The sequence below is a fragment of the Anaerovibrio slackiae genome (assembly GCF_009695585.1).
GTDB classification, from domain to species: Bacteria; Bacillota; Negativicutes; order Selenomonadales; family Selenomonadaceae; genus Anaerovibrio; species Anaerovibrio slackiae.
Map to the genome: position 1 here is coordinate 17,645 of NZ_VUNR01000011.1, position 25,683 is coordinate 43,327.

Below are 25,683 nucleotides of genomic sequence, written 5' to 3' on the forward strand. Positions count from 1 at the left end.
CAATACATTATGATGCCTGTGGTTACTCGGGCTCGTCGAAGCCTGCCAGCCAGGTAAGGGCAAAGCCTGCTATGTATGACGTCAGGATGCCCAGCAGGTAAATCAGGGGCTGGCTAGTGACGGTAGTCAGGGGGAGGCCTGAAATGCCGATGGCGGAGGAGCCGATGGAGAAGGCTGCCTGCACGGCACCGCCAAAGGCACCGCCGATGCAGGCGGTGATGAAGGGCCTGCCCAGGGGCAGGGTAACGCCGTAAATCAGCGGTTCACCGATGCCCATGATGCCTACGGGCAGGGCGGAGAGGATGGTCTTTTTCAGGAATTTGTTCTTGGTCTTGAAATATACGGCAAGGCAGGCACCTATCTGGCCGCAGCCAGCCATGGCAAGGATGGGCAGCAGCAGGGTAACGCCGTATTCTTGAATAAGCTGCACATGGATGGGTGTCATGGCCTGATGGATGCCCAGCATGACAATAGGCAGCCAGAGCCCTCCCAGGATAAAGCCGGTCATGGCACCGCCTTCATGGATGGCAATAGTTACACCGTCACCGATGGCGGTGGCGATCATGCCGCCTATGGGCTGAAGGATAAAGATGGCGGCAAAGCCTGCAATCAGGATGGTAAGCAGCGGTGTCAGAAGCAAATCCAGCATGGTGGGAATGATTTTCCTGAGGCGCAGCTCCAGCCAGGCACCGAAGGCTGTCACCAGCAGCACGGCAATAATGCCGCCCCGGCCGGGCTGCAGCTGCTCACTGCCCAGCATGATGTCCTTGAGGGCCGGGTGGGTGATGACTGCCGCCAGTATGCCGCCCAGGATGGGGGAACCGCCGAATTCCTTGGCGGCATTGAAGCCGACAAACAGGTTCATGCCGTAGAAGATGGCATTGCCCATGATGGCAAGCATTTTTATCCATGCCATATCCGCAAGAGCCGGCTCGGATTTCAGAAGCAGGTTTAAAAGCCCCGTAATCAGGCCGCAGGCAATGAAGCCTGGAATGAGGGGGATGAAGATGCCGGAGATTTTTTTCAGCAGCAGCTTGAAGGGGGTGGCGTTTTTGGCCTTTATATCCGCGTGAAGTTTTTTGCCATCGCCAATGCTGTATTTTTGGCGAATATCATTCTCCTGATTTTGGCTGTTTTGCCCGGACGGTGCTGGCTGGGCTTTTTCTTTGCCCTGAGCCTGAGCCTGTGCCCGTGCTGCCTGCAGCTGCTGCTGGAAGGCAACTGCTGTCTGCTCGGCTGCCCCGGGGCCCAGGATAACCTGCAGCTCCGTGTCTGTCTGATTGACGCCGATAACTCCTTCAAGGGCTTTTAGCTGTGCCGCTGTTTCCGGTGCAGCCTGTGCCAGCTGCAGCCTGAGCCTGGTCATGCAGTTGGCGGTATGGAGAATGTTTTTCTCAGGGCCTGTTATGTCAAAAATTTTCTTTGCTAGTGATTTGTAATCCATAGATAATTTGCTCCTTAATCTTGCTTTAAATCAGTCAGTGCCCTGGCTACATAGCCATCTGCCGCTGCCAGCTTCTGCCGGGCGGACTCTGCATCCAGCCCTGAGAGCAGGGTGAAGATGGCAAGCTTGGCATGTCCGCCGGTGCTGTCAAGGGCTGCTGCTGCTTCCTGCCTGCCACAGCCAGTGGCTTCCATGACAATCCGTAGGGAACGTTCTGCCAGCTTTTGATTGGTGGCCTTCAGGTCAACCATCAGGTTGCCATAGACTTTGCCCAGCTTGATCATGGTGCCGGTGGACAGCATGTTCAGTACCAGCTTCTGGGCAGTGCCTGCCTTTAGCCGGGTGGAGCCGGTGATGACCTCAGGCCCCGGCAGAGGGCAGATGGTAAGCTCTGCTTCCCTGGACATAGGCGAGTCAGGGCTGCACACCAGGGCAATGGCGGCAGCCCCCCTGGCACGGGCGTATTTCAGGGCACCGATGCTGTAGGGAGTCCTGCCGGAGGCTGCCAGTGCCACAAGGGCATCTTTTTCATTCAGTCTGGCTGCGGCCAGGTCATCAGCTGCCAGCTGCTCCGAGTCTTCAGCTCCTTCCTGGGCGGTAAACATGGCAGCCTGTCCTCCTGCAATCAGCCCCTGCACCAGCTCCGGTGCAGTGCCGAAGGTAGGGGGACATTCAGCGGCATCCAGCACGCCCAGCCTGCCGGAAGTACCGGCTCCGGCATAGAAAAGCCGTCCGCCCCGGCGCAGCCTGTCCGTGATAACGTCGATGGCAGCAGCGATGGCAGGCAGCTCCCTGGCTACAGCAGGGGCAACCTTCGCATCCTCCTGATTGATGAGGGCGGCAAGCTCCAGCGTGTTCAGGGTGTCAATATGGCGTGTAAGGGGATTTATTTTCTCAGTAGCAAGCTGTTCAAGCTTCAGCATAGCATCATCTCCTTTTATAATAGGTCTTGCAAGCAGGATATCTGATTTGCCTGCTTGTTTCATTTTTAGAAGCTTGTGAAATTTAATTAGTTTTTTTGTATTTTTATAGCGTATTACCTATTAGTTATGATAAAATATATATTGTGTAATTGCAAGTTTGATATGGATGCAAATAAGAAATTTGCAGTTTGCTAATCTGCTGTAATGGTGGTAGAAATGATGAAAAATGGATTGATTTCATGGCTGGAAAAAGAGCATATAGCCTATGAGTGCGAGATTGACAAGGTGCTTGGGGCGATGGCATTTGTCGTAAGGCAGGATGGGCATATTAAGTTTCAAGGTGCCAATGCCGTCTTTGAAAAGCTGCTGGGCTGGACGAATTATCAGTGGAGCCAGGGCATGGATGCCGCACATCTGCTGCCGCCGGAGGCTCTTGATAAATTTGGCAATATGCTGGACAGGGCAAGCCGCAAGGTCTTTGTTGAGTTTTCGGATAATATTCACTTTAGGACACTTATGGGAGCCATTATCAGGTGCCATGTGCATGTGTGCTGCATATCCTCATCTCAGAGCACTGCCAGGTTTGTGCTGCGTGCCAGCTATAACAAGCAGGCGCAAATCAAGGAAGCTCTGTTTACGGAGGCATTGCGCCAGAGCAGGGTGAACTGCTGGTATTGGGATATGAGCCAGGGCTCAATCATGTTTTTTAACACGGATTTGCCGGAGCAGCCTTATGCGGGGATTCCCTTCATGAATGAGGAATGTGTATCTTTTGAGAATTTCCCGCAGGGCATGGTGGATGTCCTTAATTTTGCCGGGGAGTATCGTACTCAGTTCATGGATTTTGTCAAAAAGCTTCTGTCCAGGGATCAGTCCGGGGATTTGTCCCTGGAGCTGGCACTGGAGACAGATGATGGCAGGCTGATATGGGTGAGCTTCACGGGGCAGATTGTCCGGGATGCGAAGCATACGCCGGAATATGTCATGGGAACCTGGAAGAACATCACGGATCAGAAGGTGAATGAGCAGCAGCAGCAGCACAACAATTATCTGATGGGGACATTGGTGAAGGAGTCCCTGTATGACATTACGGTGAACCTGAACAAGAATTTTTTTGTGGCAGATAACAGCCTGGAGAAGTGGATGGAGGAAACCAGGGTGTTTTCCCCTTACTATGACCAGGCTATCAGGGAGCTGGTCAATGAGCGCGTCATCAAGAGCGACCGCCAGAAACTGCTGGATTTCTTTGACCTGGATACCTTGCGCGGACTGCCTGAGGATGAGAATTTCTCCATTGAGTATCAGCGGAAGTACAATGGCAAAATGAATTGGTTCAAGGTAACTATCAATACCTTTTGCCTGGATGAGTTTTCTGACAAGTGGATGTATGCCCTTGTCTATGATATTGATGCCAGCAAGCAGCGTGAGCTGGTGCTGGAGCGGATGGCGGCAACAGATGCCCTGACAGGGCTGTACAACCGCAGCCATTCCCTGGAGCTGATGGAGCAGTATATCAGGGAGCATGAGGATATTCCGACGGCTGTCATGTACATGGACCTGGATAACTTCAAGAGCGTGAATGATACGCTGGGGCATGCTGCCGGTGACAGCCTGCTGATTTGCGTTGCCAACGCCATGCGCAGCTATTTTGGCAAGGATGCCGTGCTGGGGCGGATCGGCGGTGACGAGTTTATCATGATGTACCTGAATGCCGACAAGAGCTATGTGGGGCAGATGATGAGCGATTTCGTGAATTATGTGGGAGACAAGTGCCGGGCGAAGTGCCCTGATATAGGCGTGACTGCCTCTCTTGGCTATGTGCTGCACCCGGATTTTGGGGATGATGTTGCCGCGCTGGCAGAGCTGGCTGACAAGGCCTTGTACGAGGCGAAGCATCATGGCAAGAACACGGCGGTGGAGTATAGGGAAGGAATAGGATAAGCAGCAGGATAAGAGATGGGATAGATAAGTGGGTAGGATAGATAAGTGATAGGATAAGTGATAGAAGGCAAAACACCCTCCTGGGCGGTGCGGGATAGCACTGCCCAGGAGGGTGTTTTTTTTTGCGCCCAGCATGGGCGCATTAAAAAGGGGAAGGGTACCTGATCAATTTGCTAGATTATTGTTATTCGTTTTCCTGTTTGTGCCATTCATTCAAAACAGCTTTCACTTGTGCGATTAACTGTTCTTTGTTAGGAATGTAATAAACATAACGGGAGGCAAAGATATTATTGGATAGACCGCCAAGGGCATATTCAGCGGTGATACTGTCTTTGTCTGTGCAAAGGATAATGCCGATTGGCGGATTATCATGTTCATCGTTTATCTCTGCGGCGTAATAATTCAGATACATATTAAGCTGTCCAGCAGCTTCCGGTGTGAGCTTGGTTGTTTTCAATTCAATAAGTATATAAGCTCGGAGAATTTTATTATAGAAAACCATGTCGACATAGTAGTGGGTATTGTTTAAAGTAATGCGTTGCTGCGTACCAACGAACATAAAGCCATGCCCTAATTCCAGCAAGAATTTTTCAATTTGTGCGACTAAGGCTTTTTCAAGATCACTTTCAAGCATTGGCTTGTTTTCTGGCACACCCAAAAATTCAAACACATATGGGTCTTTTATAATGTCACTTGGAGTAGTCATTTCAATACCTTTTTTTGCAAGGGCAAGCACTGTTTCTTTGTTAGTTTTTCCCTCTGACAGTAGCAACCTTTCATACAATGACGTGGAGATTTGGCGTTTCAATTCCCGTATCGACCATCCGGAATTGATCGCTTCCTTTTCGTAAAAACTACGTTTGTTTTGGTCTGATATAACAAAAAGCTCACAATAATGCGACCATGACAATTTTCCAGACACTGTCTGGAATTTTTGATACTGCATATAGAAAAGACGCATATTATAGAGATTGGAAACAGAAAAGCCTTTTCCGAATTCTGCTGTTAAGTACTTTGAAAGTTGCTTTAAGGTCTGTTTTCCATAATCGGCACGTTCCTTGTTTTTCTGTTCATTATTGATAATAATCTTGCCTATTTTCCAATAAGTAGACAAAAGTTCTGTATTTACTTTTACAGCCACGCGTTGACGGGCGTTTATTAATAATTCCCTGATTTCATGCAGCATAGATGTAGTACATTTTAACTCACTCAAACCTATCGTCCCTTTCATGGTAATATGCATGATCAGTATAGCACAAAGGTGTTAATTTTTCTAGCATCTATCTGTACTTTGTTTTTTGTGAATAAATGCCGGGCGGAGTGTCCTGATATTGGCGTGACTGCTTCCCTTGGCTATGTGTTGCACCCGGATTTTGGGGATGATGTTGCCGTGTTGGCAGGGCTGGCTGACAAGGCTCTGTATGAGGCAAAGCACCATGGCAAGAATACGGCAGTGGAATATAGGGAAGGAATAGGATAAGCAGCAGGATAAGAGATAGGATAGATAAGTGGGGAGGATAGATAAGTGATAGAAGGCAAAACACCCTCCTGGGCGGTGCGGGATAGCACTGCCCAGAAGGGTGTTTTTGTTGTGCATTTTTTGTGTTTAAAGAACTTCGTGTTTAGAGATTTTTTGTGTTTAAAGATAAGTTTTTTCCAGGTCGTGCAAAATATTGAGGGTTTCTGTCTGTGAATATACCAGGCGGCTGCTTTGTATGTATTCCATAAACCCATAAAAGGCATGAAGCAGGCTTGGCTCCTTGAGTGTCAGGGAAAATGTGGTATCGTTCTCCAGTCGCAAATACAGGATGATTCTGGTAGGTGATAGTGCCTCTACATTCAGGGCAACAGGCAGGTTCAGCTTAGCTGTATTTATGATGCGAGGTACCAGAAAACCGGTATCGACAGCACGCAGCATGTTTTTTAATACTCTCCTGCGGCTTTCTACATCCAGCGGTTTATAAAACATATCAGGAATTTCTGTAATTCGTCCTGTATTCAGGAAAAGCTCTAATCCTTCCTGGGTAAAGCAGGAATTGATGATGGTACGCTTTACTACAGCGAAGTGGGTAGCGATGCGCCTAAGCATGTCCTCAGAAAAATACTCCATCTTCAGATGTCTGCCGATAATGTCCTCATCAATAAAAGGTGTCAGGCAAGGCTGATAGAGGATGGTATAGATTTGCGGTGCCAGGTCTGCGGCCTTGCCGGACATGATGACCTTTTCAAGATAATTGGAAAATGAGGTGGTAAGGGAATGGCAGATGGGCGATGTGCAGATCATTTTTTTGTGAAAAAATTGCTTCATGAATTTGTTGATTTCCGGGGAGTCAAAAAACAGTGCCTGCCCGGCATCCGCGGAAAAACAGAGGGAGTACTCGCTGGTCAGCAGCATGCATGGCAACAGTGACCATTCGTTGAAAAGGCTGTCCACATGGTCATAATAGCAGTGAGCCTCAAATGCTGGACAGGATAGCAAGGTTGGCATCAGCTTTTCCAGGCAACGTAGGTTGTAGCAGTCATCATCGTCATTGGCCTGATCAAAGCAGATGATATTGTCCACCTTGGCTCCTGGTGCAAAGCAGGTCAGGGAGGCAAGAAGCTCATAGAGATACTGATAATCCGGCTGGGCAATCAGATAAACATGGCCATTTGGCTTTTGCAGCTCCATTTCCAGCAGGGTGCGGACCAGCTGGTTTATCTGCGGCCGCTCTGTGATAATTTGCGGTATTAATTCCTGCTGGGAAAGTATACTTTGAATATTTTTAGAACTGATTTTCGGGGGGGTGGAATCGATTTTAAAAAGTGACGGTTTTGCACAGTTTAAAAGCAGCTTTTGTACATATTGCAGCTGGTGGTAGGCTGATTCGCCACGCAGGCTGATTTCATAAGCCGTTATCAATTCATCCGTATCAGAAGGGGAGAGCAGGAGTGTGCGGGCAATGGCAAGCACAATATCCTTGTTGGAAGGAATCCGGTCACCTTTTATCATTTTGTGCACCATGGTACGCTCTACGCCGGAGGTAACAGCTACTGAATAAATTGTCTGTCCGCTTTTTTCAACATAGTATTTTAGTTTTTGGGCAAAACTTGACATAATCATTCATCCTTTGCTAAGTGGAGTATTTTAAGAAAATTATTACATGCTTTGACGGCAAGCGCAATAATTTGTATGAAAAATACATGAAAGTACATGAAAAAACCTTGTCACACTAATTGTCACATATTGAGAAAGTGGTTTATAGGATGTATTATCTAAGATGTATAGGAGTTTATGACTATTTTTGATAATATGTGGTATTGCACTGCTGATGAGTAGGGTAATAGGTTTAAAGAATAATAAAATATAAGGAATGAGGGATGAATATGAATAAATCGGTTGCATTAATGAGGCTGCTTTTGATTGTCATGATGTTTTTTATGTTTCCGCTAGCAGCTTCAGCCCAGATTGTAGAAGTAGATGGATATGGTGATGATAAAGAAAGTGCCATGAAAGATGCCAAAAGAAATGCAGCATCAATTTTAGCGGGTACATTAATAAAATCAAATACGTTGGTAAAAAATGGCTATGTTATCAGTGATGATATTTTTGCTAGAACTGCCGGGTATATACGTTTAGTGAAAATTATCAAAGAAGAAAATAATAATGGTTATCATATAGTTGCGCAAATGGAAGGTGGCAAGGAGTTTGAGAATACATTGCGCAGCAGCTTGGATGTAGTAAATGAACTTAATAATCCTAGAATTAGCGTGTTTATAAATGAAAATGGCAGCTATAACAAAGTCAGCTTTGATGGTATCAGCTGCGAAGGAATGATAGCCAATTATCTGGTCGAGAAGGGCATGACTAACGTAGTGGCTGGCAATCGTAATGCTGACTGTGAATACAAGGCTATTATTACCTTGGTTACAACCACTAAGCCAATTAAATTGCAGTCCTATCAGGATATGAGTGCTGGTAAGGGTGGTGAGTCTACCCGGCATGAAACAGGATTGTTGAATGTTAACGCGGCTATGGAGTTGCGGGTAGTAGATGCGGATACTAACGAAATGGTAGGCCAGTTTACGTTGAATTCAACTGCTATGGACAGCGACAATGCCAGAGCGAGAAGTACGGCAGTCAGGGATGTAACTTTAAAGGCTGGGGATAAGATATGGGAGATATTTAACCGTCGTTCTGCTGTAGTGGGGGATGATAAGGTCTTAAAAGTACGGGTAGCTGACTACAGCAAGCTGGATAACCTGCTTCAGATAGTGAAGTCATTGGATGGTGTGGAAGGTGCTGTAACCAGGGAATATAAGGACGGCAAGGCTTTGATAGGCATGAATACATCATTGTCTTCTCAGGCGTTATACCGAAGGATAGCTGAAAGATACGATGGCACAGTGCGAGTAGAGAATTTGGCTGATGATACGTTGGAACTGAGTATTAATTAAGGAAGTGGCTGAAATGTTAAAGAAGATACTCAAAAATATCAAGAAAACGATGGTTGTTTCTAGTGCAGCGTTAATGCTGTTTTCTCCTTTGACAGAAGCAACCAGCCTCAAGGATTATCCGAGGGTAGCAATCATGAATTTTGGCAATAAAGCTATTACCAGTAGGGGCTTTAGAGATCAGGATTTTGCTATGGCAACAGAATATGCCATTTATCAGCTGTCCGCTTCAGGCTGGTTTGACCTGATTGACTATGAGCAGCTGAATACTATTGCGCAGATGCACAATATTAATAACTCCGGTCTGGTAGACCCTGGAACTATTGTAGCAATGGGACAGTTTGCCGGGGCAGAGTACATGATCGTAGGCAATGTGACTGGCTTGACCTTAAAGGAAAATGGTGTCAATCTTCAGGCCAAAGGGGCAAAAGCCGGTGTAGGAGAACATGTGGTTAATGCCAATGTGACAGTCCGTATTGTGGACATCAAGACAGGAAGAATCATGGGAGCTGGCATGGGCAGGGGCAGCTCTACCAGCACCAATATAGAAATCGGCTTTATCAAAGACAAATGGGTGGAAAGAGCCACCAAGCGTTATGTGAACAATGATGTAGCCACCACAGTAATTGATGAAGTCGACAATAGAACAAAGAATAAAAATACCTCTGACGAATACAATGATGTTCATACCTATGATGAAAATTATGGCAATCAGGGCAATCAGAATGGCTCCAGCGAAGCTAATTTCGGTGCCAGTGAGAGGGAAAATGCCCAGAGTGGCAGTTTTGAGAAAAGCAGTGGTAGCTATAACAGTGAATTCAATGCCGGTAGTGACAGCAGGTCGGAGGCAAATGCAAATTCCAGTGCCTCAGCTGACAGAAATCTGAATGATACATCCAGCTCTTCAAATCGGCATGGAGAAAATGCCCATCAGGATTTTGATGAAAACTATAATTATAACAGGGATATCACCGATAGTTCCCAGAATGGCGGCTCTTCAAGCAGCAATCGTAATGTAGATGTGGATAGGTATCAGGGCGGTTCTGAGATAGGTTGGGACGGACATCTGACAGATGGAAGCCGTACCACTCAATACAATGATGGCAGGCATTATGGTGACATGATATACGATGAGGCACATGGTAATTCTAGGGCATATTCTGACGTATATAGATATGATTCCAATGAAAACGCAAATTCATCCTATAATAATAATTCAAACAGAAGGTATGATGATGATATAAATAGTGAGAAACATCAGGATTCTAACCAGACTTCCAGCGGCTTTAGTGATTCTGAAAGCTCACGAAATATGGATGACAGCTTTAAGGCGGAATCTAATTCCCACGCTGATGTTAGCAGTACCAACAGGACATTTGCCAATGCCAATGGTGAGCATGAAAATCAGGCAAGCAGTGGCAGCAGCTCATCTTATGGCAACGACTATAACGAGCATAGCGATGACAAATATAATGACAATCAGTCATATAATGAAAATTACAATTCCAAGGATAATCAGTCAGGAAGCAGTAGTTCCAACGTGACAACCAAAGATAACAATACCTTCAATTCCAAGGTAACTGATACTGTTAACGGAGACAGAACTGTTTATACCTATGTTAAAGAGCAGGATGTATATTCTATTACCATAGGTACGCAGCAGGTTTCTGAAATTCAGGTATTGAATGCTATCAGCAAGGCAATCCGGGATGCTTTCTATGGCAAGACAGGTCTATTGACAGTATTAAATGACGGCAAGCAATTAAAAATCAAAACAGGATTTTGATTAAGGTCGGTACTGATTATGCTATAGCAATGTCACTTCCGTTTTGGCATTGCTATAGCAGTTTCTTTGATATTTAGGTAAATTTTGTTTTCGTATGTGTGTGATGTTTGCATAAAGGGTGAGAGTTATGTTGAATAATAAGAAGTTAGTCAAGTTTGTCGCATTGGCCTCGGCTGCTGCTTTTGGGGTGACGATTCCTGCAATTACTGATGCGAGTAGTACACGCAGTTCGGAGGCTAGAATACAGCATGAACGTCCGGCCAGGCCTTCACGTGACGAGGTAGGAAAAACAGGGCAAAATAGAACGGAACGTCAGCCACGTGAGGTCAGGCATGAGCAGGAAAGAACCGATGAGAGAGAACATGCTACTCATAGGGAGGAAAGCCGTGATTCGTTCTATGAGGTAAATAGACAGGAAAATATCAAGGAAGTGAATAAAGAGAATAAAGTAGAGGATGAGTACAACAGGGAGTCAGCTAATCGCAAAGATACTGATACAGTTATATATTCCAGGGATGACGAGGACGATAAGCAGGATATCAATATTACCATTAACAATAATGTCAATGTGGACAATGATGTTAATAATGATGTCAATAACAATGTTGAAAATAATGTTGATAACAGAGTAGATAACGATGTAAATAACGAAAATACAAATAACAATCTTAACAGTAATGAAAATGATGTGAGAAACGAAAATAATAATATTAACACAAACAAAAATACTAATAATAATGACAACGATAACACCAATAGTAATACCAATATCAATGATAACGATAATACCAATAGCAATGACAATGATATTACTAACAATGACAATAATGGAGGAAGCACCCCGTCGAAAAAAGATGAGGTTGTCTATAGCAATAAAATCTTAGGCGATGTTAATTCGGATGGCAAAGTGACCCAGGCAGATGCCGAATTGTTGGTTGATTACATCGGCGAAAAGATTGCTTGTGAGGATTTGGATTTAAGTGTTGCTGATGTAAATAAGGATAATACTATCAATATAATGGATGCTGTTAATATCCTTAATTATGTAAAAGGAAAAGATTGTTCTCCGGGCATAGGTGAGAGGATTCCTATAAATGATTTTATTATCGTAGAAGAGAATCCTTTTGCTGGTATGACATTATATAAGCCTGTAATATATCTATATCCGACTAAGAAGACAAATGTATTTGTTAATTTAGATTTTGATGGTACTTTTACTTGTACCTATCCGAAGATAAATGATGGATGGAAGGTAGTTGCTGAGCCTGATGGCACCCTGACCGATAACAATGGTAGAAAATATAGTTACCTATTTTGGGAAGGTGATACCAAGGTGCCGATGGAATTTAATGAGGGATTTTGTGTATCAGGCAAGGATACAGAGGCATTTTTGCTGGAGAAGTTAGCTTATCTGGGGCTTAATGATAAGGAGATTAACGATTTTATGGTATTCTGGCTGCCTCGTATGCAGGAGAATCCATATAATGTGATTTCCTTTCAGACGGATAATTATCTTAAGGCTGCACAGCTTGAGGTTTCGCCACGACCTGATACGATGATTAGAGTTTTCATGGCATGGAAGAAAGCTGATAATTTCGTAGATATCAAGGAACAAAAATTAGCAAAAACTCAGCGCAAAGGCTTTGCTCTGGTAGAATGGGGCGGTACTGAGGTAATGGATGGCACAAAGAATTATCTTATCCAGTAGTATAGGAGCTTGATATGAAAAAGATATGTCTTCTCATATGTTTATTGCTGATGATGAATGTGCCGTGTGCTTTGGCGAAAGAGCCTGTTCCAGTGGCCGTCATGGATTTTGCCTTGCCCCAAGGGATTTCTTCTACTGAATTGGCTGTAGATGGTAGTTATACCGGGGTAGGAGATTTCATCATCAAGGAGTTGCTAACAGATAAGCGATTTAATCTTGTTGATAAAGCTTTATATTCAGCGCAGCTGGTAGATGAAAATGTCAGGACTGTCGGCATCATTGACCAGGAATCTGCCAGAAAAATTGGCAAAATTATGAATGTGCGCTATATCATTTACGGCAACGTTACTGAGCTTGGCAATGATACCAATGAAAACGGTATCATCGGAATAGGCGTTGACCTGCATAATGTAAAGGCAAAGGTTACCTTGCGGATGCTGGATGTACAGACAGGTGATATTTTGCTGGTGGTAAGTGGCGAAGGGAAATCTGAAAGTTCTAATGTGAAGGTAGGTGTTAATAAAGACTATGGCCTGAAATTTGGAACCAGTCTGGTGTCAAGTATCAGTGCTTATAATGCAATACAAAAAGCTGCCGTTAATGTGATTAAAATTTTTAAGGAAAAATATTTAAAAATGGAGGAGTATCGTTATGAAAAATAATAATCGATATTGTAAAATAATTGTATTAGCTTTAGTGATTGAAACTTATGGTAATGTAACAGAAGCAAGTCCTCATGTTGTCAATGACGGTTTGTCTGAATCTCAGTCTGAGAATCTGATGGAAGCACGTGCATCAGAAGTTTTTATGACCTACGATAAGGTGGATGTTGTTGATACGGCGTATCAGGCATCTAAGCATAGTTCGGCTCCAACTACCTTTGTAGAATATAGTTATGCTGATATTACAGAACAAGATGATACCAAGCTTAGAGGAGCAAATGCATTATGGGGAATTGCTTCTACTATTGGTGGTGAAAAAGACCAAGCTAATACTTTGACGAGAGGTGTCTTTTTTGAGCATGGTGACAGTACTTTTTCTGGTGATGTGCATAATGCGCTAGGTAATATGTATGGAAATAGTAAAGGAAAAAAGAATGGGATTGGTGTCTTGATACGCAAGGTGATGTTTGATCGGCATTATTATGATGCTTATCTGCGTGCTGGTACATTGGAAACAGATTATAATGCTGTTGCAGATGGTATTGGTACTGTGAAGTATAGTAATAGTGATATATATGTTAGTGGTAATTTAGGATATGGACAGTTTATTCAGCTTACGCCTAATTTACAAATGGATACCTATATTAAATATTTTTATAACAGGATACCTAGCCATAGCACCACTGCCTATAATAATGATATATATGAAATGCCAATTAACTTTGATGTTTTTGAAAATCATCGTTTTCGTATTGGGAGCAAGTTTACATGGGACTATATGGAAAGCAATAATTATAAATGGTATGCTAATGTGGCTTTGGAACAGGAATTGTCAAATAGACAGAGTGGAAGCATTTATGACTATAGAATCAGCAAGAGCAATGGTTCTAGCACTACAGGCGTTATTGAACTGTGCTATGAAAATAAATTTGGTGCCAATAATGCGTTCATGTTTACTGCCAAGGCTCAGGGCTATGTAGGTGACAGGCGTGGTCTGGGTGCTAGTGCTAATCTTAGTTTCAGCTTCTAATTTGAGAAAGATAAGAATTTGCAGATTCGATTTCTCATGGTGATATCAAGAGAGGTCGTCTGATAACAGGCGGCCTCTTGTTTTTTAGAGGGGAATGAGTTTGTGATGCAAAAGATTGCAAAAGTCTTTCTAGTGAGTATTATCTTGCTGATTAGCTGCCAAAGCATAAGCTTTGCGGAAAATCAGGCAGCGGATTATTATCGGTCTCTTTTGCAGAGTGGCAGGTTTTATTTACGATACACCTATAAGCCTTGTGATGACAAAGGCAAGTTTATAAAAGTACCTATTATAGGTGATTTTGAAACCAAACGTTATATTTATGCGTATGATGGTGTACGTACAGGGACTGATGATTGGGATGGCAGGTTTGCCGGCAATACCAAGAAATATGCCAAGCCTTTCCGTTATATGAATGGCAATTATTACTTTATTGGCGGCTACAAGGAAAAAAAGGATGCCATGAGCCTGCTGCCGGGGCTGAATACGGCAGGGAAAAATTACAAGATGTTGAAGGCTATTATGATGACAGCCGAGGATTTTGCAACATTTGACATTAACAAGGCAGATGTCAAAAATAAAAATATAAAATGGGTAAAAGGGCTGAATTCAGCTCATGAAGCATTGCCATTGCCAGAGGAACTTTCTGTTTTTTATGCGGATCCGTTGGCAAATAACAAATACCATGTTGAAATGCCACAATATGTGGAATCATCAGAAAAAACGATTAAGGGGAAAAATTACACATGTGATAGATACATAACTGTGTGTACAGATGATGCAGGGAATTTGATTGATGAGATTGCTTATGATTTGCTGTACCTGGATGGCAATTTGGCTATGAGCCGCAAGTATTCTGTGCAAAATGGCGAAATCATGAAGTCCGAGTGCAAGTATGAAGAAATTTCTGATAAAGTGACCAGGGCGGATGCAGGCAACACCCTGCCGATTGCAGTATATAGGATTGGTGGTGATGATATGGCGGCGCTCTTAAATGGGCAGAATGAAGTATTTGTGGAGGTAATTGATGCAACGGAGGCAGAAGATGCTAAGAGGTAGATTGCACATTATGCTGCTGCTGTGTGCCGCATATTATATCTGTATTGTCACGGGTTGCAATGTAGAAGCAGCCAGGAGCGATATGTATAGAGATATGCTTCATACAGGCAGGTTCTGCCTGATTTACAGTAATCAGATCGAGGCAGAGGGTAATAATAAGGAATTGCGGATTTTTCAAAAAGAAAGATACAGTGATTACTTAGAGAAGAAGAATTTAGAGAAGCTGGTGAAGGGGAAGCCGGGCAAGCAGGTAATTGCCTCAGATGGAGAAAATTTCTACCGGGAAAGTAATTATGGACATGTGTCAGAGTGCCAGTTGGAAAAGCAGGGCTTGCGGTACGTGTTCAGCATTTTGACCAAGCCTGATCAGGAAAAAGAGTTTTATGGTCAGGTTTCAGATGGCAAGGGGGGATATATATTACAAAAGAATAAAATCACTGAACAGCCGTTAATGAACAATACCGCTTATAAAAGATATTTTCTGGATAATATCATGGATTACTTGTTGAGTCCTATTTTGCCTGATAATAAAAAAAGAAAGGATTTGCCTGGATTCCAGCTGGTAGGCGAAGGGCTGGTAGAGGGGGACTTGTATTATGAGGACTATATCTGCCATGCGCAAAATCATTGGGACATTATGCGTTATTATTTTAGGCAGAATGATTTTGTGCAAATCGCAGAGGTAAAATATGACTTTATGCCTGATGGCAGCATAAAAAACTATAAAAAAACCAATGTTAATATAGATAAGTTTACTGGTGCTCCTGCTGAAGCTGATTTTGCAGTACCGGCAGCATTGGTTCATAAGCAAAATCAGTAAAGAAATCAGCAGAGAGTAGCAAATCAGTTAAGGCAGTAAAAGCGTGAGCAGAGAATGGCAGGCGGAGTAAGATGAAGAAAAACAAATTATGTAAAGTATATTGTCAGATTGCTGTATTTTTGGCTGTCCAGCTGCTAGCAAACTTTGCTTATGCAGTTACCGGGGAGGCCGGTACGGCAGGCAGAAGCAGCTGTATCTTGCTGAAATTTGACAATGTAACCAAGTACAAGAAAATCCAGGTAGAGGAGCCTTTATCTGATTTGGTTTTAGAGAGACTGATGGACAGCAAACGCCTGGTCATGAAGGAACGTTATACCATACCCCAGAGCATGAGGCGGCAGCTTTATGAAGCTGAAGTGCAGGAATTAGCTGCCATGCATCCTTTGATTGAGCAGGGATTTTTGGGAGGATTTTTTGAAAGTCCTGTGTTCAAGGGGGGAGCGGCTGCCTCTCTTGCTACAGCGCAAGCCGGGCAATTTATCCGGCCGGATATTATGAGCCGCATTGGCAGGGAAAATGCAGCTGAGTACATTATTCATGGCACGATAACAAATATGAGCAGTGACATATCGTCTGATAGATATTTTGTATCGTACATCGGCAATATTAATTCGCAAAAAAATGCTATCGGTATAGAGTGCGAATTGCGAGTCATTAAAGCAGCAACAGGAGAAGTGCTCTGGTGCAAAAGGGCTGTGGGAATTTCTAAAGATAGCGGTGTAAGTGCTAAAAATATCAAAGTGGGGACATTTGCCAACAATACGATGATTTTCAATTATGCCTTGGAAAATGCAGCGGCAAATATTGTAAATTTATTGTTTAAGGATATAGAGGGTGGTGTAATAGAGTTATAAGTCAAAATCTATTGGCAATGTTGTTTTATATGGCTAATTGTATAGAAGGGTTAATGGTGTATTTTGTTATAGGTAATGAAAGTGAGGAATATTTATGAGGATGGGAAAGAAGATAGCGGCAGTATTGGCATTTAATATGCTACTATCTGCTGGTAATGCACTTGCGGAGCAGCCTGCTGCTGAAAAGTACAGGGCTATGTTTCAAAATGGTACTTTTTATGTAGAGTACGGACCTAAGGGTTGGGGCATGCGTGATTATGTGGTGGCACAGAATGGTGTGCGCATGTCGGGATACAAGCTGGAAAAGTTATTTGGCACAACTACCTATCCAGCGTATAGGTATGACAACGGCAAATATTATCAATTTTGTAATAAGGGAACTGTTAAGCGGCAGATGGAGATAGCAAATCAGAATTATCATGCATATACGCATTATGAGTCTTATCAGGATTCCGTGGGGCTGGATAATTCTTTTAGTGCTGGTAGAAGAACCGTTAGTTCTGTAGGAGCAGGTGGTTTTTTTGGTGGTGGTATATATGGGCAGCATAATGATTTGCCGAAAAACACTACAGGCAAAGTGTTAGATGAAAGCCAGATGAATAATCCAGCCTTGGATCCTGATGCGCATTGGGAATTGGTGAAATCGCATTTGTCTCTGCCAAGTTCTTTGAAGATTTTTGCTTGGAATGATAAGTATATGAGCAAGGAATATGGAGAAACTGAGCCTAGCTTTGTGGAGAGTGGACAGGTTGAAGATGATGGAAAATCTTATGTATGTGACAAATATGTATCTCCGCTGAAGGATAGCAATGGCAAGGTTAAAGCCGAGATGCATTATACTGCCATATATGATGATAAGGGCAATTTGCGGAAAATTACTAAAATATGCCGTATTGCCGGTAAAGATATCCCTATAGATGAATTGGAAGTTGTGACTATTACTGATATTTTGCCGGAAAAAGCTATTAATATGCCAAAAAGTAAAATTTATGCTGCAGACACTGGCAGTATTACGGATTTAATAAAAAAGCAAATTTTGGTGGAAGATAATAAGTAGGTGATTGGAAATGAAAAGAGTAGCTTTATTGACTATTTTGCTTACAATATTCATGGGATTGCAGCTGGCAAGTGCAGGCAATCTGGACAAATATCGTGAGATGCTGAATAATCGCAGTTGTATTATAAAGTATGAGTTTATCTATCAGGATGAACGTCAAAACTATACAGATGATATGGATTTGCAAGTAATGAAGTTGAATGAAAAATATTCTGCAAATATGAAGAAAAATTTCCCGGGTGTCATAGTTCTGAAAGGTGATGCTTCCTACATCGAAATGGGAGAATATGGCAGACATTACTGTGAAATTACAAAAAATGGCTATGTGTATCCGTATCAGCGGTTTGAAAGTGAAGAAGGAAGTAAATATTTTGGGAATGTTTTAGGCGGTGGATTTTTTGGTGGTGGACAAAATAGAGTAGAAGGGCATCCGATTAATGCCCTAAGTATGCTTCGCTATGGTCAGTATTATGGCAATGACGAGATAACTGAAATGATGCGTGTCATTCGCCCGGAAACGGAAGCACTGCGGCCGGGAAAGATTTATTGGCTGGCAGGTTCTGCAACACTTACTAATGGGATTAATTGTGAGGATTATCAGTGGGCAGGCGCGAATGGTGATGTGGACTTAATCAGATACTATTTTGATAATGGTAATCTGGTGAAAATAGCTTCAGTGCATTATGTGAAATTGGCTGATGGCCGTGTCAAGGGTAAGCATTATGTGGTTAAAATAAATGAATTTTCCAATGTTCCTGATGAAAGTTATTTGAATTTGCCTGATAAATTGAAGGATGTTACTAAGTATGGGGAGGGCAAGGCAAAATGATTCATAGAGCTTTAAAAAAAATTGTGTTGGCGATAGTTTTTGCAGCATTTATTGTGCCATTGCCAAGGGTGAGTGCAGAAGCGACTTGTGCTATGTTGACCTTTAGCGACAATACACGGTTTTATAAAATTGGTGGAGCGGGTATGTTATCGGATTTAGTGCTGGAAAAGCTGGTAGCTTCTGGGAAGCTATCTTTCAAGGAGACTAAACCGTTAACAGGTGATTCTGTTATGCAGCTTTATGATGAGGATGGCAAGATGTATAAAATCATCAATCAATGCCGGGCAACAGGAAATTATAATCCTGTCTTTGAGGGTAGACAGTTTGATACAGCTTATGCACGTTCTGTGGATTTAGCTGTAGAGGGCGATATTGTAGAGCCGGAACTTGTACAGCAGATTGGCAGGGAGAGTGGTGTAAAGTATCTTATTCAAGGTACTATTGATAACTATGGCACAGGTAAAGGTGCAGATGGTTTGGGAACAGCTTCTATGGTGGCTACTATGCTGACTGGTATACCTATTTTTGGGTTATCCTCTGATGAATCTATATTAGGTGTGTCTTGCACTATGCGTGTAATTGAAGCAGAAACAGGCAAAGTAGTTTGGTTAAAGAAAATGTACGAGCAGGCATCTGTTACCAGTGTTGATATAGGTAAGCTATCAGTAGGTACTGATGAAATGAATAGTAAAATGTATTATGATGCTATGGATAAGGTAGCAGAGAAATTATCAGCTACATTCCTGGAAGATTTACAGATGCATAAGTTACCTATTGATATGGGAGTGTGATGGCAGTGAAAGCGGTTGTGGCAAAATGCCTGACCATATTAGCTGTGGTGTGGGGCAGCATGTGCGGCAGTGTGCTGGCTGCCCCAGCGTTGGCTGTTATGGATTTTGGCATTTATCAGGGTACTGCGGCAGAATCCATGACGGTGTATGATGGTGAGTCTGCCAGTGCATATATTATCACCAGGCTGGTGGAATCTAAAAGATTTGATGTAGTGGATAAGATGTTTATTGAAGACAAGATAGCTGATGAGCAACTATCTGTTTCCGGCATCATAGATGCTGATTCTGCAAAGCGTATTGGCGAGTTACTGGGCGTGCCGTACATAATTTATGGAAATGTTGTTGATGTCAGTCTGGACAGTACTGGTGGCAGTTATTCCGGGATTGGATTGGATAATAATACAATTATTTCACATATCAATTTGCGCCTTATGGATACTAGAACGGGTAAGATATTAGCTGTAGTCAAAGGCAAAGGGGAGTCTTCTGCCGCTTATGTCAAAGCCAAGGTTACACGTAATGCCTCCATAAGGCTTGGCAATATACAGGTTTCTATGGATGCTGTGCATAATGCTGTCAGGAAAGCGGCATTTGATGCCGTAGATAAGCTGGTTATGAAAAAACTTGTTTTATGAGAGGGGATGTGCTTTTATGAAGCGGATATTAAAAACATCGTTATCGGTTTTTCTGGCTATAGGAGTATTGCTGGCATGTCAGGCACCAGGCAGGGCATTGGCGGGAGTGGCAGGACCGTTGCTGAAGCCTTATGAGGCAATTATGCATGGCGGAAAATACCATATAATATTGCGACAGCGTGGTGACAGGAATCGTGATATGATGGGCATGATAAAACAGTTTTATGAGGGAAAAAAGCAGGCAAAACTTTTAGCACAGGCAAAAGAATCTTTTGACGAAACAACATATGTTACAGATGGTGTTAGCAGATGCTGTAAAAGAGTATCTCATTCTACGTATCACGGAGAGATTTCGGATAGCTGCACTATAAATATATGGAAAGATGGTAAGCATTATAGCTTGGGAGATGGTGTCTATATTCCAGGGATGCCTCCCGTGTATCCTTCCTCCAAGAAGAAAAGCAATAAGCTGGTAGGCACTGTGATACCGATAGAACAGGAAAATCCCAATGCCCATTTGCTGAAGGAATGGTATGATGTACATGAATTTCATCTGATTTTGAATGAGGATATGGTTAGAAACTGGGATTTTATTGGCAGTGGTGAAAAGGAAATAGGAGGTGTTTTGCATCAGAGTGAAACGTATGATGTGAAAGAGCAATTCAAAATGGGTGAATATGACAGTAAACTCATATTTTATTTTAGCAATGGCAGATTGTCATTTGTCGAAGATAGATTTGGCTTGCAAGAGGTTATTGCTTTTGATACAGAAGTTGCAGCAAGTGAATTTGTTATTCCACCTGGTACAACAATCTATCAAGGGGGACAGATGGGGATTTCAAGCCTGACAAATACTAAGCCGCTGGTAGTGGAAGAGTATTGATGCAATAAGGGGGATGTTTATGATTAGGTGTTTGTTTACCTTGCTAGCGGTTTTTATGGGCTTTTGCTCTTTTGGTTTGTACAGCTGCGGTCATGGTGAGGCGGCTGCCGGGCCATTGCTGCAAACTTATGTGGATATGATGAACAATAAGCTGTATACGTTGGATATTGTACATGAGCAAGATAATAATGGGCAAAAAACTAGCACGCACGATGTTTATGTGGTATCTGGGGATAGTGTATATGAGAAAAGATTTAATAATTTCAATGGCAATGAGTTTGCATATGAAGTGTTGTATATAGGCGATAAGCGATATGACTTATCACATTATTCCACGATGGAAAAAGGAAAAAGGAAATTCTTTAGCAAGAAGATAGAGTATATAACGGGGAGTCCGTTTAGGTTTTCTAATACAATTACAGCTTATTTTCTAGGAGCGTTGTTTCAAACTAATACCATTGGTTCCTGTATAGTATATTCAGGTAGTGGCGAAGAGAATATACGCGGCAAGTTATTGCAATATGAGGAATATGTTCCAGAAAACAATATGATTCCTCAAAGAGGCAGGTATTATTTTGATCAGGGCAAGCTGGTAGCTTTTATAGCAATTCAGAGCTTTGAGCTTGAAGGCAAAAAAATTAACAACAGGAATATCATTACTTTTAAGCAATTTATACCGGAAGTAGATGAGTCCTTGCTGACGATACCTGAAAATATCAAGCAAATAGAAGTTAGAGCTGTTGTTATAGGGAATCATCAGATAGGTACAGAAGGGAGTATTTCTTATGATTGATTGCAGGCGACCGGTGTTTGGGTATCTATATATCTTGATGGCGGTAGTTTGTCTTGCTGCTGTTTTGCCAGGCAGGGCAGCAGCATCTCCCGTATTTGTGATGCTGGAATATGCTGATGAAACTATATACAAGGATATTGATTCTGCTGAAATAATGTCGAGTATTGTTTTAGAGAAGATGGTAGATAGGGGATATGTTTTTGTAGAAGGGCAATCCAGCCCAGAAGAAGCACAGCTGATTGGAGATACCCGGGAAGTGCCAGATGAACTGGATATGGATTTTGGCTATTTCTTGCAAACGGGAAGCAATGTGGCAGGTGTGAGGCTATGCAATGCTAATGAAGGAGATATTTTGGATAGCGAGTTAACAAATGCCATCGGGCAGAAATATGGCGCTGACTATCTGGTATATGGTACAGTGAACGCATTAGGCCGTATGTCAGACTGCGATAGCGGGCTGTTATTTGGCATCAGTTATAGTTTTAGCGAGAGTGGTTTGTACGCGGTATTAACATTGCGGATAGTTGAGGCGGCTACGGGCAAAGTAATCTTTAAGTCTAAAGAAAGTGCCAGTGCGAAAAATCAAGCCTTGGGTGCTGGTGCCTTGAAGCTGGGGCAAGATAAAGTAAATACGAATATGTACTATGGCGCTATGGAGAAAACTGTGGATAAGCTGATTCAAAAAGTGTTAGAAAGAAAATGGTGATTAAAAAGCGGATGTGATTGTTCAGTAAAAGTAAGGCTTTTGTTGTATAAATACATGTATTATGCAGATTGATTGAGCAAAGAGCGTTCAATTAATATATCTGCCATATAAGATGAAATACTACATATTGCTCAGAACTAAAGTTAAACAATAAAAAACTCTGTCACACTGGTTGTCACATATTGAGATTGGAGATATAAGAGTATATACTTACAGGAGAAGGTGCTGTAACTGCGCATTTATGGGACATGGTGCCAGAGTTTCAGGCTGGGAAAAGTGTGACACTTGCTGTGCAGATTAGAATATTATTAGAAAAGTTGCATAATATTAGAATTAAATTAAAATAGGTTGAAAGTCTTGTATATCGAGGCTGAAAGTATTAATATAGAGATGCATAAAGGATGTATAAAAAATATGAGCAGGGAATTTTTAGAGGAATGCGATAAGCTGCCGGGATATCTGCTCAAGTCGTTAAGTATCGTGTTAAATGTTATTGAACAGGCAATGCCGGTTCAATGACAAAGACGGCTGGATGCCCTCTTTGTGGGAAAAAAGAGGTGGGCTGAAGCCGGATATTATAATTTTTTTTATCAAGGGGGAATTGTTATGAAATCCATGAGAAGATTATTTAGTGTTTTGCTGGCTGTTTGCGTGCTGGCACTATCTAGTGTAGCTATGGCTGCTACGGACATTACTGATGGTGTAGTTCGTGTAGAGGGCGTCAGCAATAATGGGCAATCTTTTGCTTTAAAGAGGATTGCTGCCAAGGTGGATGCACAGAGAATATTAGCAGAGCATGTGCATGGAGTGCAGATTGATTCCAAGACCACAGTAGAGAACGCCATTGTTACCAGCGATGTGATTAATGCAAGTGTTTCCGGCATTGTAAAGGGGGCCAGGGAGGTATCCTGCACCACTGATGAATACGGTTATGTACATGTAATATTGGAATTGCCTGTGTTTGGCGGGGCAAATTCTCTGGCAGCTGCCGTTATTCCAAATGTGCCTCAGCAGGACTTCTTGCCACCATCTGATATTGTTCCTGTAGATACCAAGCCGTCTGAGTCAGTGGTTGCTGATACTGCCAATAAGGCTGCTGATGCAGGTCAGTCTGCTAATACAAACCAGGCAACCGTAGGCAATCTCTATGGGGCTACCGGCCAGTATACCGGCTTGATTGTTGATTGCAGCGGTTTGGGCTTGCAGACTGCTATGGCTCCTGCTGTTTATACTGATGGCAAGAAGGTTGTCTATGGCTTGGAGAACTTCTCTCATGATCAGGTAATCAGCCGCGGCTATGTAGGCTATTCCAATAGTGCTGCTTCTGGCGTGCAGCGTGCAGGCAGCAATCCGATGGTCGTTAAGGCTCAGAGTGTTGAGCATTTCTTCAATCCTGTTATTTCTAAGGACGATGCAGCAAAAATTTTGGCAGAAAATCAGGTGAATGGCTTCCTGTCTACCGGCAATGTAGTTTTTGTAAAGTGATTTTCTGTTAGTAAATGTGGTAGTGGCTTAGAGAAATAGAGGTGTCCAGATATGAAAAGATACTTGTCAGGTCTGGGTATTGCAGCTATGCTTTTTATGTGTGCCTATCCGTCCTGTGAGGCAGAAGAATCTCAGAAAAATAGCGGTCACCATACATCTGTTGATGTTGTGGCAGAGACGCCAGGGGATGTAAATTCCCTGGATAACGCGAAAGATGCTGGTGGGCATGAAGTTGATGGGGAAAAGCCTTCGGCAGCACAAGATGCTACAGCCACTGCTGAAGCGCATGGTGAGCCTGTAGCTGGAGCAGTAGTGCAAGCAGCCGAGGAGATTGTTTCGCCCCTGCGTGTGGTCATCAAGGGAGATGGCAGCACAAAGGAGCAGGCTGTTGCTCTGGCAAAGAAAAAGGCTGTCACTCGTGCTATTCAATATTTGCAGGAAGAAAATTCCGGGCAGGAGTACAAGTCTGAGGTGTTTGCCTTATGTTACCGATATGATAGATTTGTATTGGCCTGTAATGTCCGTATCAAGGAAGCCACAGCGGATAATGTTTCCGTGGAGGTGCGTGTTGACATCAACAGAAAAGCATTGGCGGAGGCCATGAAAGAGTATATATAGTTCTCGTTGTCCTTATCTGTTGCTGATATTTTACGATTTATGAATTAGTATGAGCAAGTATGGCGATTTCTGTCGTACTTGCTTTTCAATTTCAGTATGAAATTACTTAAAAGTGGAAAATGTCTAATTATCGACAATAAATTGAATTATCTTCAGGGGAGTGAGTGGTTAGGGATGAATAAAAAATACTTAGTGTTATGCTGGGCGATGGTTCTGGCTTTTGTAGTGATGTGTTCGAGTACAGTGATGGCTAACAGCAATGAACGGACGGTGCAGATAAATCCGTTAAATGGCTATAAGATAGATGCAAATGCGCCAGCTGTTTTTGAGAGCCTTACGCCTGACCAGGTGGAGATTGTCCAGCAGGATGGCCGCACGGTAGAACTGAATCTGCATGGAGAAGGAGATGGATATTTAGCTATTCACTATCGCAGCGGATATGAATTTATTTATCATTTTATCATAAAAAAAGAGGCGGATGATGCTTCTAAGCAGAGGGCAGATGATATTGCCCGACAGGTGCTGGATCTGGTGAATGAGGAGAGGTGCAAGGCAGGCGTTACACCTTTGAGATTTTCAGCAGAGTTGCAGTCAGCAGCTGCTATCAGGGCGGAGGAGCTGACGAGGAAATATTCTCATACCAGGCCTGATGGAACGAAGTTTAGCACTGTGCTGCCTGATGGAAAATATACGTTAGGAGAAAACATTGCATGTGGAAGTTCGACAGCAGCTAGAGTGGTTGAGCTTTGGATGAACAGTCCAGGGCATCGTGCCAATATATTGCGGAGCGATTATAGTGAGTTGGGTGTTGGATATATGTATAATGAAAATTCCGGGCAGAGGCATTACTGGGTGCAGCTATTCAGGCATCCTATGCCAGTCAGACATTAAATTTTACGAAAATACTATTTCACAGTTCTAAGCAGGATTTTTCGTTTATCAGTAGAGCGTGTCAGTTGTCCCAAGTTAATCAGCTTTTCCGTAGTGTTGTGTAATGTTTAGGTACTTCTCTTGTATTTACTCTATCAGTTGCAGATATTTGGCTATTGCACAAAATCTAGCACTAGGCAAAAATTATATCCAGTATGTCCATCCTATAGAGAGCGAGCAGGAGTAAGTAGATAATTAATAACAATATATATTGAGAAATGAACTGATATCTTTGTTAAATTTGGCAATGGCGTAGTGTGGCTTAATATTGCCTGTTGCAGGTATGTGCTGGCAAGAG

Annotated in this window: 24 protein-coding genes; 20 read left to right on the top strand and 4 right to left on the bottom strand. The window is 42.8% G+C overall.

The window, feature by feature from the left end; genetic code table 11:
• Nucleotides 1-22: 22 nt before the first annotated feature.
• Both FYJ84_RS06865 and murQ read right to left on the bottom strand, forming a co-directional pair.
• On the bottom strand, nt 23-1,444 hold the full coding sequence (locus FYJ84_RS06865) for a PTS transporter subunit EIIC (protein ID WP_154406857.1): 1,422 nt from the start codon (nt 1,442-1,444) through the stop codon (nt 23-25).
• A gap of 14 nt (nt 1,445-1,458) precedes the next feature.
• Nucleotides 1,459-2,367 (bottom strand): N-acetylmuramic acid 6-phosphate etherase, encoded by a 909-nt coding sequence (gene murQ / locus FYJ84_RS06870; protein WP_154406858.1) that lies wholly within the window; start codon nt 2,365-2,367, stop codon nt 1,459-1,461.
• A gap of 219 nt (nt 2,368-2,586) precedes the next feature.
• On the opposite strand from murQ, the gene FYJ84_RS06875 reads away from it, so the two are divergent.
• Nucleotides 2,587-4,308, top strand: a complete 1,722-nt coding sequence (locus FYJ84_RS06875) for a GGDEF domain-containing protein (RefSeq protein WP_205764132.1) — start codon at nt 2,587-2,589, stop codon at nt 4,306-4,308.
• A gap of 184 nt (nt 4,309-4,492) precedes the next feature.
• Here the strand turns inward: FYJ84_RS06875 and FYJ84_RS06880 are convergent, their stop codons facing one another.
• The gene (locus FYJ84_RS06880) at nt 4,493-5,521 is read right to left on the bottom strand and encodes a PDDEXK nuclease domain-containing protein (protein WP_235901383.1); all 1,029 of its coding nucleotides are present in this window, start codon (nt 5,519-5,521) and stop codon (nt 4,493-4,495) included.
• A gap of 87 nt (nt 5,522-5,608) precedes the next feature.
• Between FYJ84_RS06880 and FYJ84_RS06885 the strand changes: the two genes are divergently transcribed.
• Nucleotides 5,609-5,788 carry a diguanylate cyclase domain-containing protein gene (locus FYJ84_RS06885; protein WP_328596349.1) on the top strand — a complete coding sequence of 60 codons (180 nt, stop codon included), beginning with the start codon at nt 5,609-5,611 and terminating at the stop codon, nt 5,786-5,788.
• 159 nt (nt 5,789-5,947) lie between these two features.
• On the opposite strand, the gene FYJ84_RS06890 is transcribed toward FYJ84_RS06885, so the two are convergent.
• Complete coding sequence (locus FYJ84_RS06890) at nt 5,948-7,405, bottom strand: helix-turn-helix domain-containing protein (RefSeq protein WP_154406862.1); 1,458 nt, start codon at nt 7,403-7,405, stop codon at nt 5,948-5,950.
• A 269-nt stretch (nt 7,406-7,674) separates the two neighbouring features.
• Here FYJ84_RS06890 and FYJ84_RS06895 point away from each other — a divergent pair, with 269 nt between their 5' ends.
• The 18 genes from FYJ84_RS06895 to FYJ84_RS06980 all read left to right on the top strand — a co-directional run bounded on the left by FYJ84_RS06895 (nt 7,675) and on the right by FYJ84_RS06980 (nt 25,346).
• Nucleotides 7,675-8,745: a hypothetical protein gene (locus FYJ84_RS06895; protein WP_154406863.1), complete on the top strand. Its 1,071-nt coding sequence runs from the start codon at nt 7,675-7,677 to the stop codon at nt 8,743-8,745.
• A gap of 13 nt (nt 8,746-8,758) precedes the next feature.
• A complete protein-coding gene (locus tag FYJ84_RS06900; RefSeq protein WP_154406864.1) occupies nt 8,759-10,528 on the top strand; it encodes a CsgG/HfaB family protein in 1,770 nt (589 codons plus the stop codon).
• Between the two features lie 127 nt (nt 10,529-10,655).
• Complete coding sequence (locus FYJ84_RS14460; RefSeq protein WP_205764134.1) at nt 10,656-12,236, top strand: dockerin type I repeat-containing protein; 1,581 nt, start codon at nt 10,656-10,658, stop codon at nt 12,234-12,236.
• A gap of 14 nt (nt 12,237-12,250) precedes the next feature.
• Nucleotides 12,251-12,898, top strand: a complete 648-nt coding sequence (locus FYJ84_RS06910) for a CsgG/HfaB family protein (RefSeq protein ID WP_154406865.1) — start codon at nt 12,251-12,253, stop codon at nt 12,896-12,898.
• Entirely contained in the window at nt 12,888-13,928 is a 1,041-nt protein-coding gene (locus FYJ84_RS06915) for an autotransporter outer membrane beta-barrel domain-containing protein (RefSeq protein ID WP_154406866.1), read from the top strand. The genes FYJ84_RS06910 and FYJ84_RS06915 overlap by 11 nt, the downstream gene beginning before the upstream one ends.
• Nucleotides 13,929-14,030: 102 nt before the next feature.
• Nucleotides 14,031-14,984, top strand: coding sequence for a hypothetical protein (locus FYJ84_RS06920; RefSeq protein WP_154406867.1), 954 nt, complete (start codon nt 14,031-14,033; stop codon nt 14,982-14,984).
• 352 nt (nt 14,985-15,336) lie between these two features.
• Nucleotides 15,337-15,804, top strand: a complete 468-nt coding sequence (locus FYJ84_RS06925) for a hypothetical protein (RefSeq protein ID WP_205764135.1) — start codon at nt 15,337-15,339, stop codon at nt 15,802-15,804.
• Between the two features lie 299 nt (nt 15,805-16,103).
• Nucleotides 16,104-16,658: a CsgG/HfaB family protein gene (locus tag FYJ84_RS06930; RefSeq protein ID WP_205764136.1), complete on the top strand. Its 555-nt coding sequence runs from the start codon at nt 16,104-16,106 to the stop codon at nt 16,656-16,658.
• 100 nt (nt 16,659-16,758) lie between these two features.
• The gene (locus FYJ84_RS06935; protein WP_205764137.1) at nt 16,759-17,715 is read left to right on the top strand and encodes a hypothetical protein; all 957 of its coding nucleotides are present in this window, start codon (nt 16,759-16,761) and stop codon (nt 17,713-17,715) included.
• 10 nt (nt 17,716-17,725) lie between these two features.
• Complete coding sequence (locus FYJ84_RS06940; RefSeq protein WP_154406871.1) at nt 17,726-18,544, top strand: hypothetical protein; 819 nt, start codon at nt 17,726-17,728, stop codon at nt 18,542-18,544.
• Nucleotides 18,541-19,335, top strand: coding sequence for a hypothetical protein (locus FYJ84_RS06945; RefSeq protein ID WP_154406872.1), 795 nt, complete (start codon nt 18,541-18,543; stop codon nt 19,333-19,335). The genes FYJ84_RS06940 and FYJ84_RS06945 overlap by 4 nt, the downstream gene beginning before the upstream one ends.
• A gap of 5 nt (nt 19,336-19,340) precedes the next feature.
• Nucleotides 19,341-19,970: a CsgG/HfaB family protein gene (locus FYJ84_RS06950; RefSeq protein WP_205764138.1), complete on the top strand. Its 630-nt coding sequence runs from the start codon at nt 19,341-19,343 to the stop codon at nt 19,968-19,970.
• A gap of 16 nt (nt 19,971-19,986) precedes the next feature.
• Nucleotides 19,987-20,853, top strand: a complete 867-nt coding sequence (locus tag FYJ84_RS06955; protein ID WP_154406874.1) for a hypothetical protein — start codon at nt 19,987-19,989, stop codon at nt 20,851-20,853.
• A 19-nt stretch (nt 20,854-20,872) separates the two neighbouring features.
• Nucleotides 20,873-21,646, top strand: a complete 774-nt coding sequence (locus tag FYJ84_RS06960; RefSeq protein WP_154406875.1) for a hypothetical protein — start codon at nt 20,873-20,875, stop codon at nt 21,644-21,646.
• A complete protein-coding gene (locus FYJ84_RS06965; protein WP_154406876.1) occupies nt 21,639-22,352 on the top strand; it encodes a CsgG/HfaB family protein in 714 nt (237 codons plus the stop codon). The genes FYJ84_RS06960 and FYJ84_RS06965 overlap by 8 nt, the downstream gene beginning before the upstream one ends.
• Nucleotides 22,353-22,958: 606 nt before the next feature.
• Nucleotides 22,959-23,837: a hypothetical protein gene (locus FYJ84_RS06970; RefSeq protein ID WP_154406877.1), complete on the top strand. Its 879-nt coding sequence runs from the start codon at nt 22,959-22,961 to the stop codon at nt 23,835-23,837.
• A 51-nt stretch (nt 23,838-23,888) separates the two neighbouring features.
• A complete protein-coding gene (locus FYJ84_RS06975; RefSeq protein WP_154406878.1) occupies nt 23,889-24,455 on the top strand; it encodes a hypothetical protein in 567 nt (188 codons plus the stop codon).
• Between the two features lie 246 nt (nt 24,456-24,701).
• On the top strand, nt 24,702-25,346 hold the full coding sequence (locus FYJ84_RS06980; RefSeq protein ID WP_205764139.1) for a CAP domain-containing protein: 645 nt from the start codon (nt 24,702-24,704) through the stop codon (nt 25,344-25,346).
• Nucleotides 25,347-25,683: the final 337 nt, after the last annotated feature.

What these genes read in the sequence shown, in the direction of transcription:
- FYJ84_RS06895 (WP_154406863.1), top strand. Translation starts at nt 7,675, where the DNA reads ATGAATAAATCGGTTGCATTAATGAGGCTGCTTTTGATTGTCATGATG.
- FYJ84_RS14460 (WP_205764134.1), top strand. Translation starts at nt 10,656, where the DNA reads ATGTTGAATAATAAGAAGTTAGTCAAGTTTGTCGCATTGGCCTCGGCT.
- FYJ84_RS06970 (WP_154406877.1), top strand. Translation starts at nt 22,959, where the DNA reads ATGAAATCCATGAGAAGATTATTTAGTGTTTTGCTGGCTGTTTGCGTG.
- FYJ84_RS06945 (WP_154406872.1), top strand. Translation starts at nt 18,541, where the DNA reads ATGATTCATAGAGCTTTAAAAAAAATTGTGTTGGCGATAGTTTTTGCA.
- FYJ84_RS06935 (WP_205764137.1), top strand. Translation starts at nt 16,759, where the DNA reads ATGGGAAAGAAGATAGCGGCAGTATTGGCATTTAATATGCTACTATCT.
- FYJ84_RS06865 (WP_154406857.1), bottom strand. Translation starts at nt 1,444, where the DNA reads ATGGATTACAAATCACTAGCAAAGAAAATTTTTGACATAACAGGCCCT.
- FYJ84_RS06975 (WP_154406878.1), top strand. Translation starts at nt 23,889, where the DNA reads ATGAAAAGATACTTGTCAGGTCTGGGTATTGCAGCTATGCTTTTTATG.
- FYJ84_RS06890 (WP_154406862.1), bottom strand. Translation starts at nt 7,405, where the DNA reads ATGTCAAGTTTTGCCCAAAAACTAAAATACTATGTTGAAAAAAGCGGA.
- FYJ84_RS06910 (WP_154406865.1), top strand. Translation starts at nt 12,251, where the DNA reads ATGAAAAAGATATGTCTTCTCATATGTTTATTGCTGATGATGAATGTG.
- FYJ84_RS06930 (WP_205764136.1), top strand. Translation starts at nt 16,104, where the DNA reads ATGAAGGAACGTTATACCATACCCCAGAGCATGAGGCGGCAGCTTTAT.
- FYJ84_RS06955 (WP_154406874.1), top strand. Translation starts at nt 19,987, where the DNA reads ATGAAGCGGATATTAAAAACATCGTTATCGGTTTTTCTGGCTATAGGA.
- FYJ84_RS06960 (WP_154406875.1), top strand. Translation starts at nt 20,873, where the DNA reads ATGATTAGGTGTTTGTTTACCTTGCTAGCGGTTTTTATGGGCTTTTGC.
- FYJ84_RS06965 (WP_154406876.1), top strand. Translation starts at nt 21,639, where the DNA reads ATGATTGATTGCAGGCGACCGGTGTTTGGGTATCTATATATCTTGATG.
- murQ (WP_154406858.1), bottom strand. Translation starts at nt 2,367, where the DNA reads ATGCTGAAGCTTGAACAGCTTGCTACTGAGAAAATAAATCCCCTTACA.
- FYJ84_RS06900 (WP_154406864.1), top strand. Translation starts at nt 8,759, where the DNA reads ATGTTAAAGAAGATACTCAAAAATATCAAGAAAACGATGGTTGTTTCT.
- FYJ84_RS06940 (WP_154406871.1), top strand. Translation starts at nt 17,726, where the DNA reads ATGAAAAGAGTAGCTTTATTGACTATTTTGCTTACAATATTCATGGGA.
- FYJ84_RS06980 (WP_205764139.1), top strand. Translation starts at nt 24,702, where the DNA reads ATGGCTAACAGCAATGAACGGACGGTGCAGATAAATCCGTTAAATGGC.
- FYJ84_RS06875 (WP_205764132.1), top strand. Translation starts at nt 2,587, where the DNA reads ATGAAAAATGGATTGATTTCATGGCTGGAAAAAGAGCATATAGCCTAT.
- FYJ84_RS06915 (WP_154406866.1), top strand. Translation starts at nt 12,888, where the DNA reads ATGAAAAATAATAATCGATATTGTAAAATAATTGTATTAGCTTTAGTG.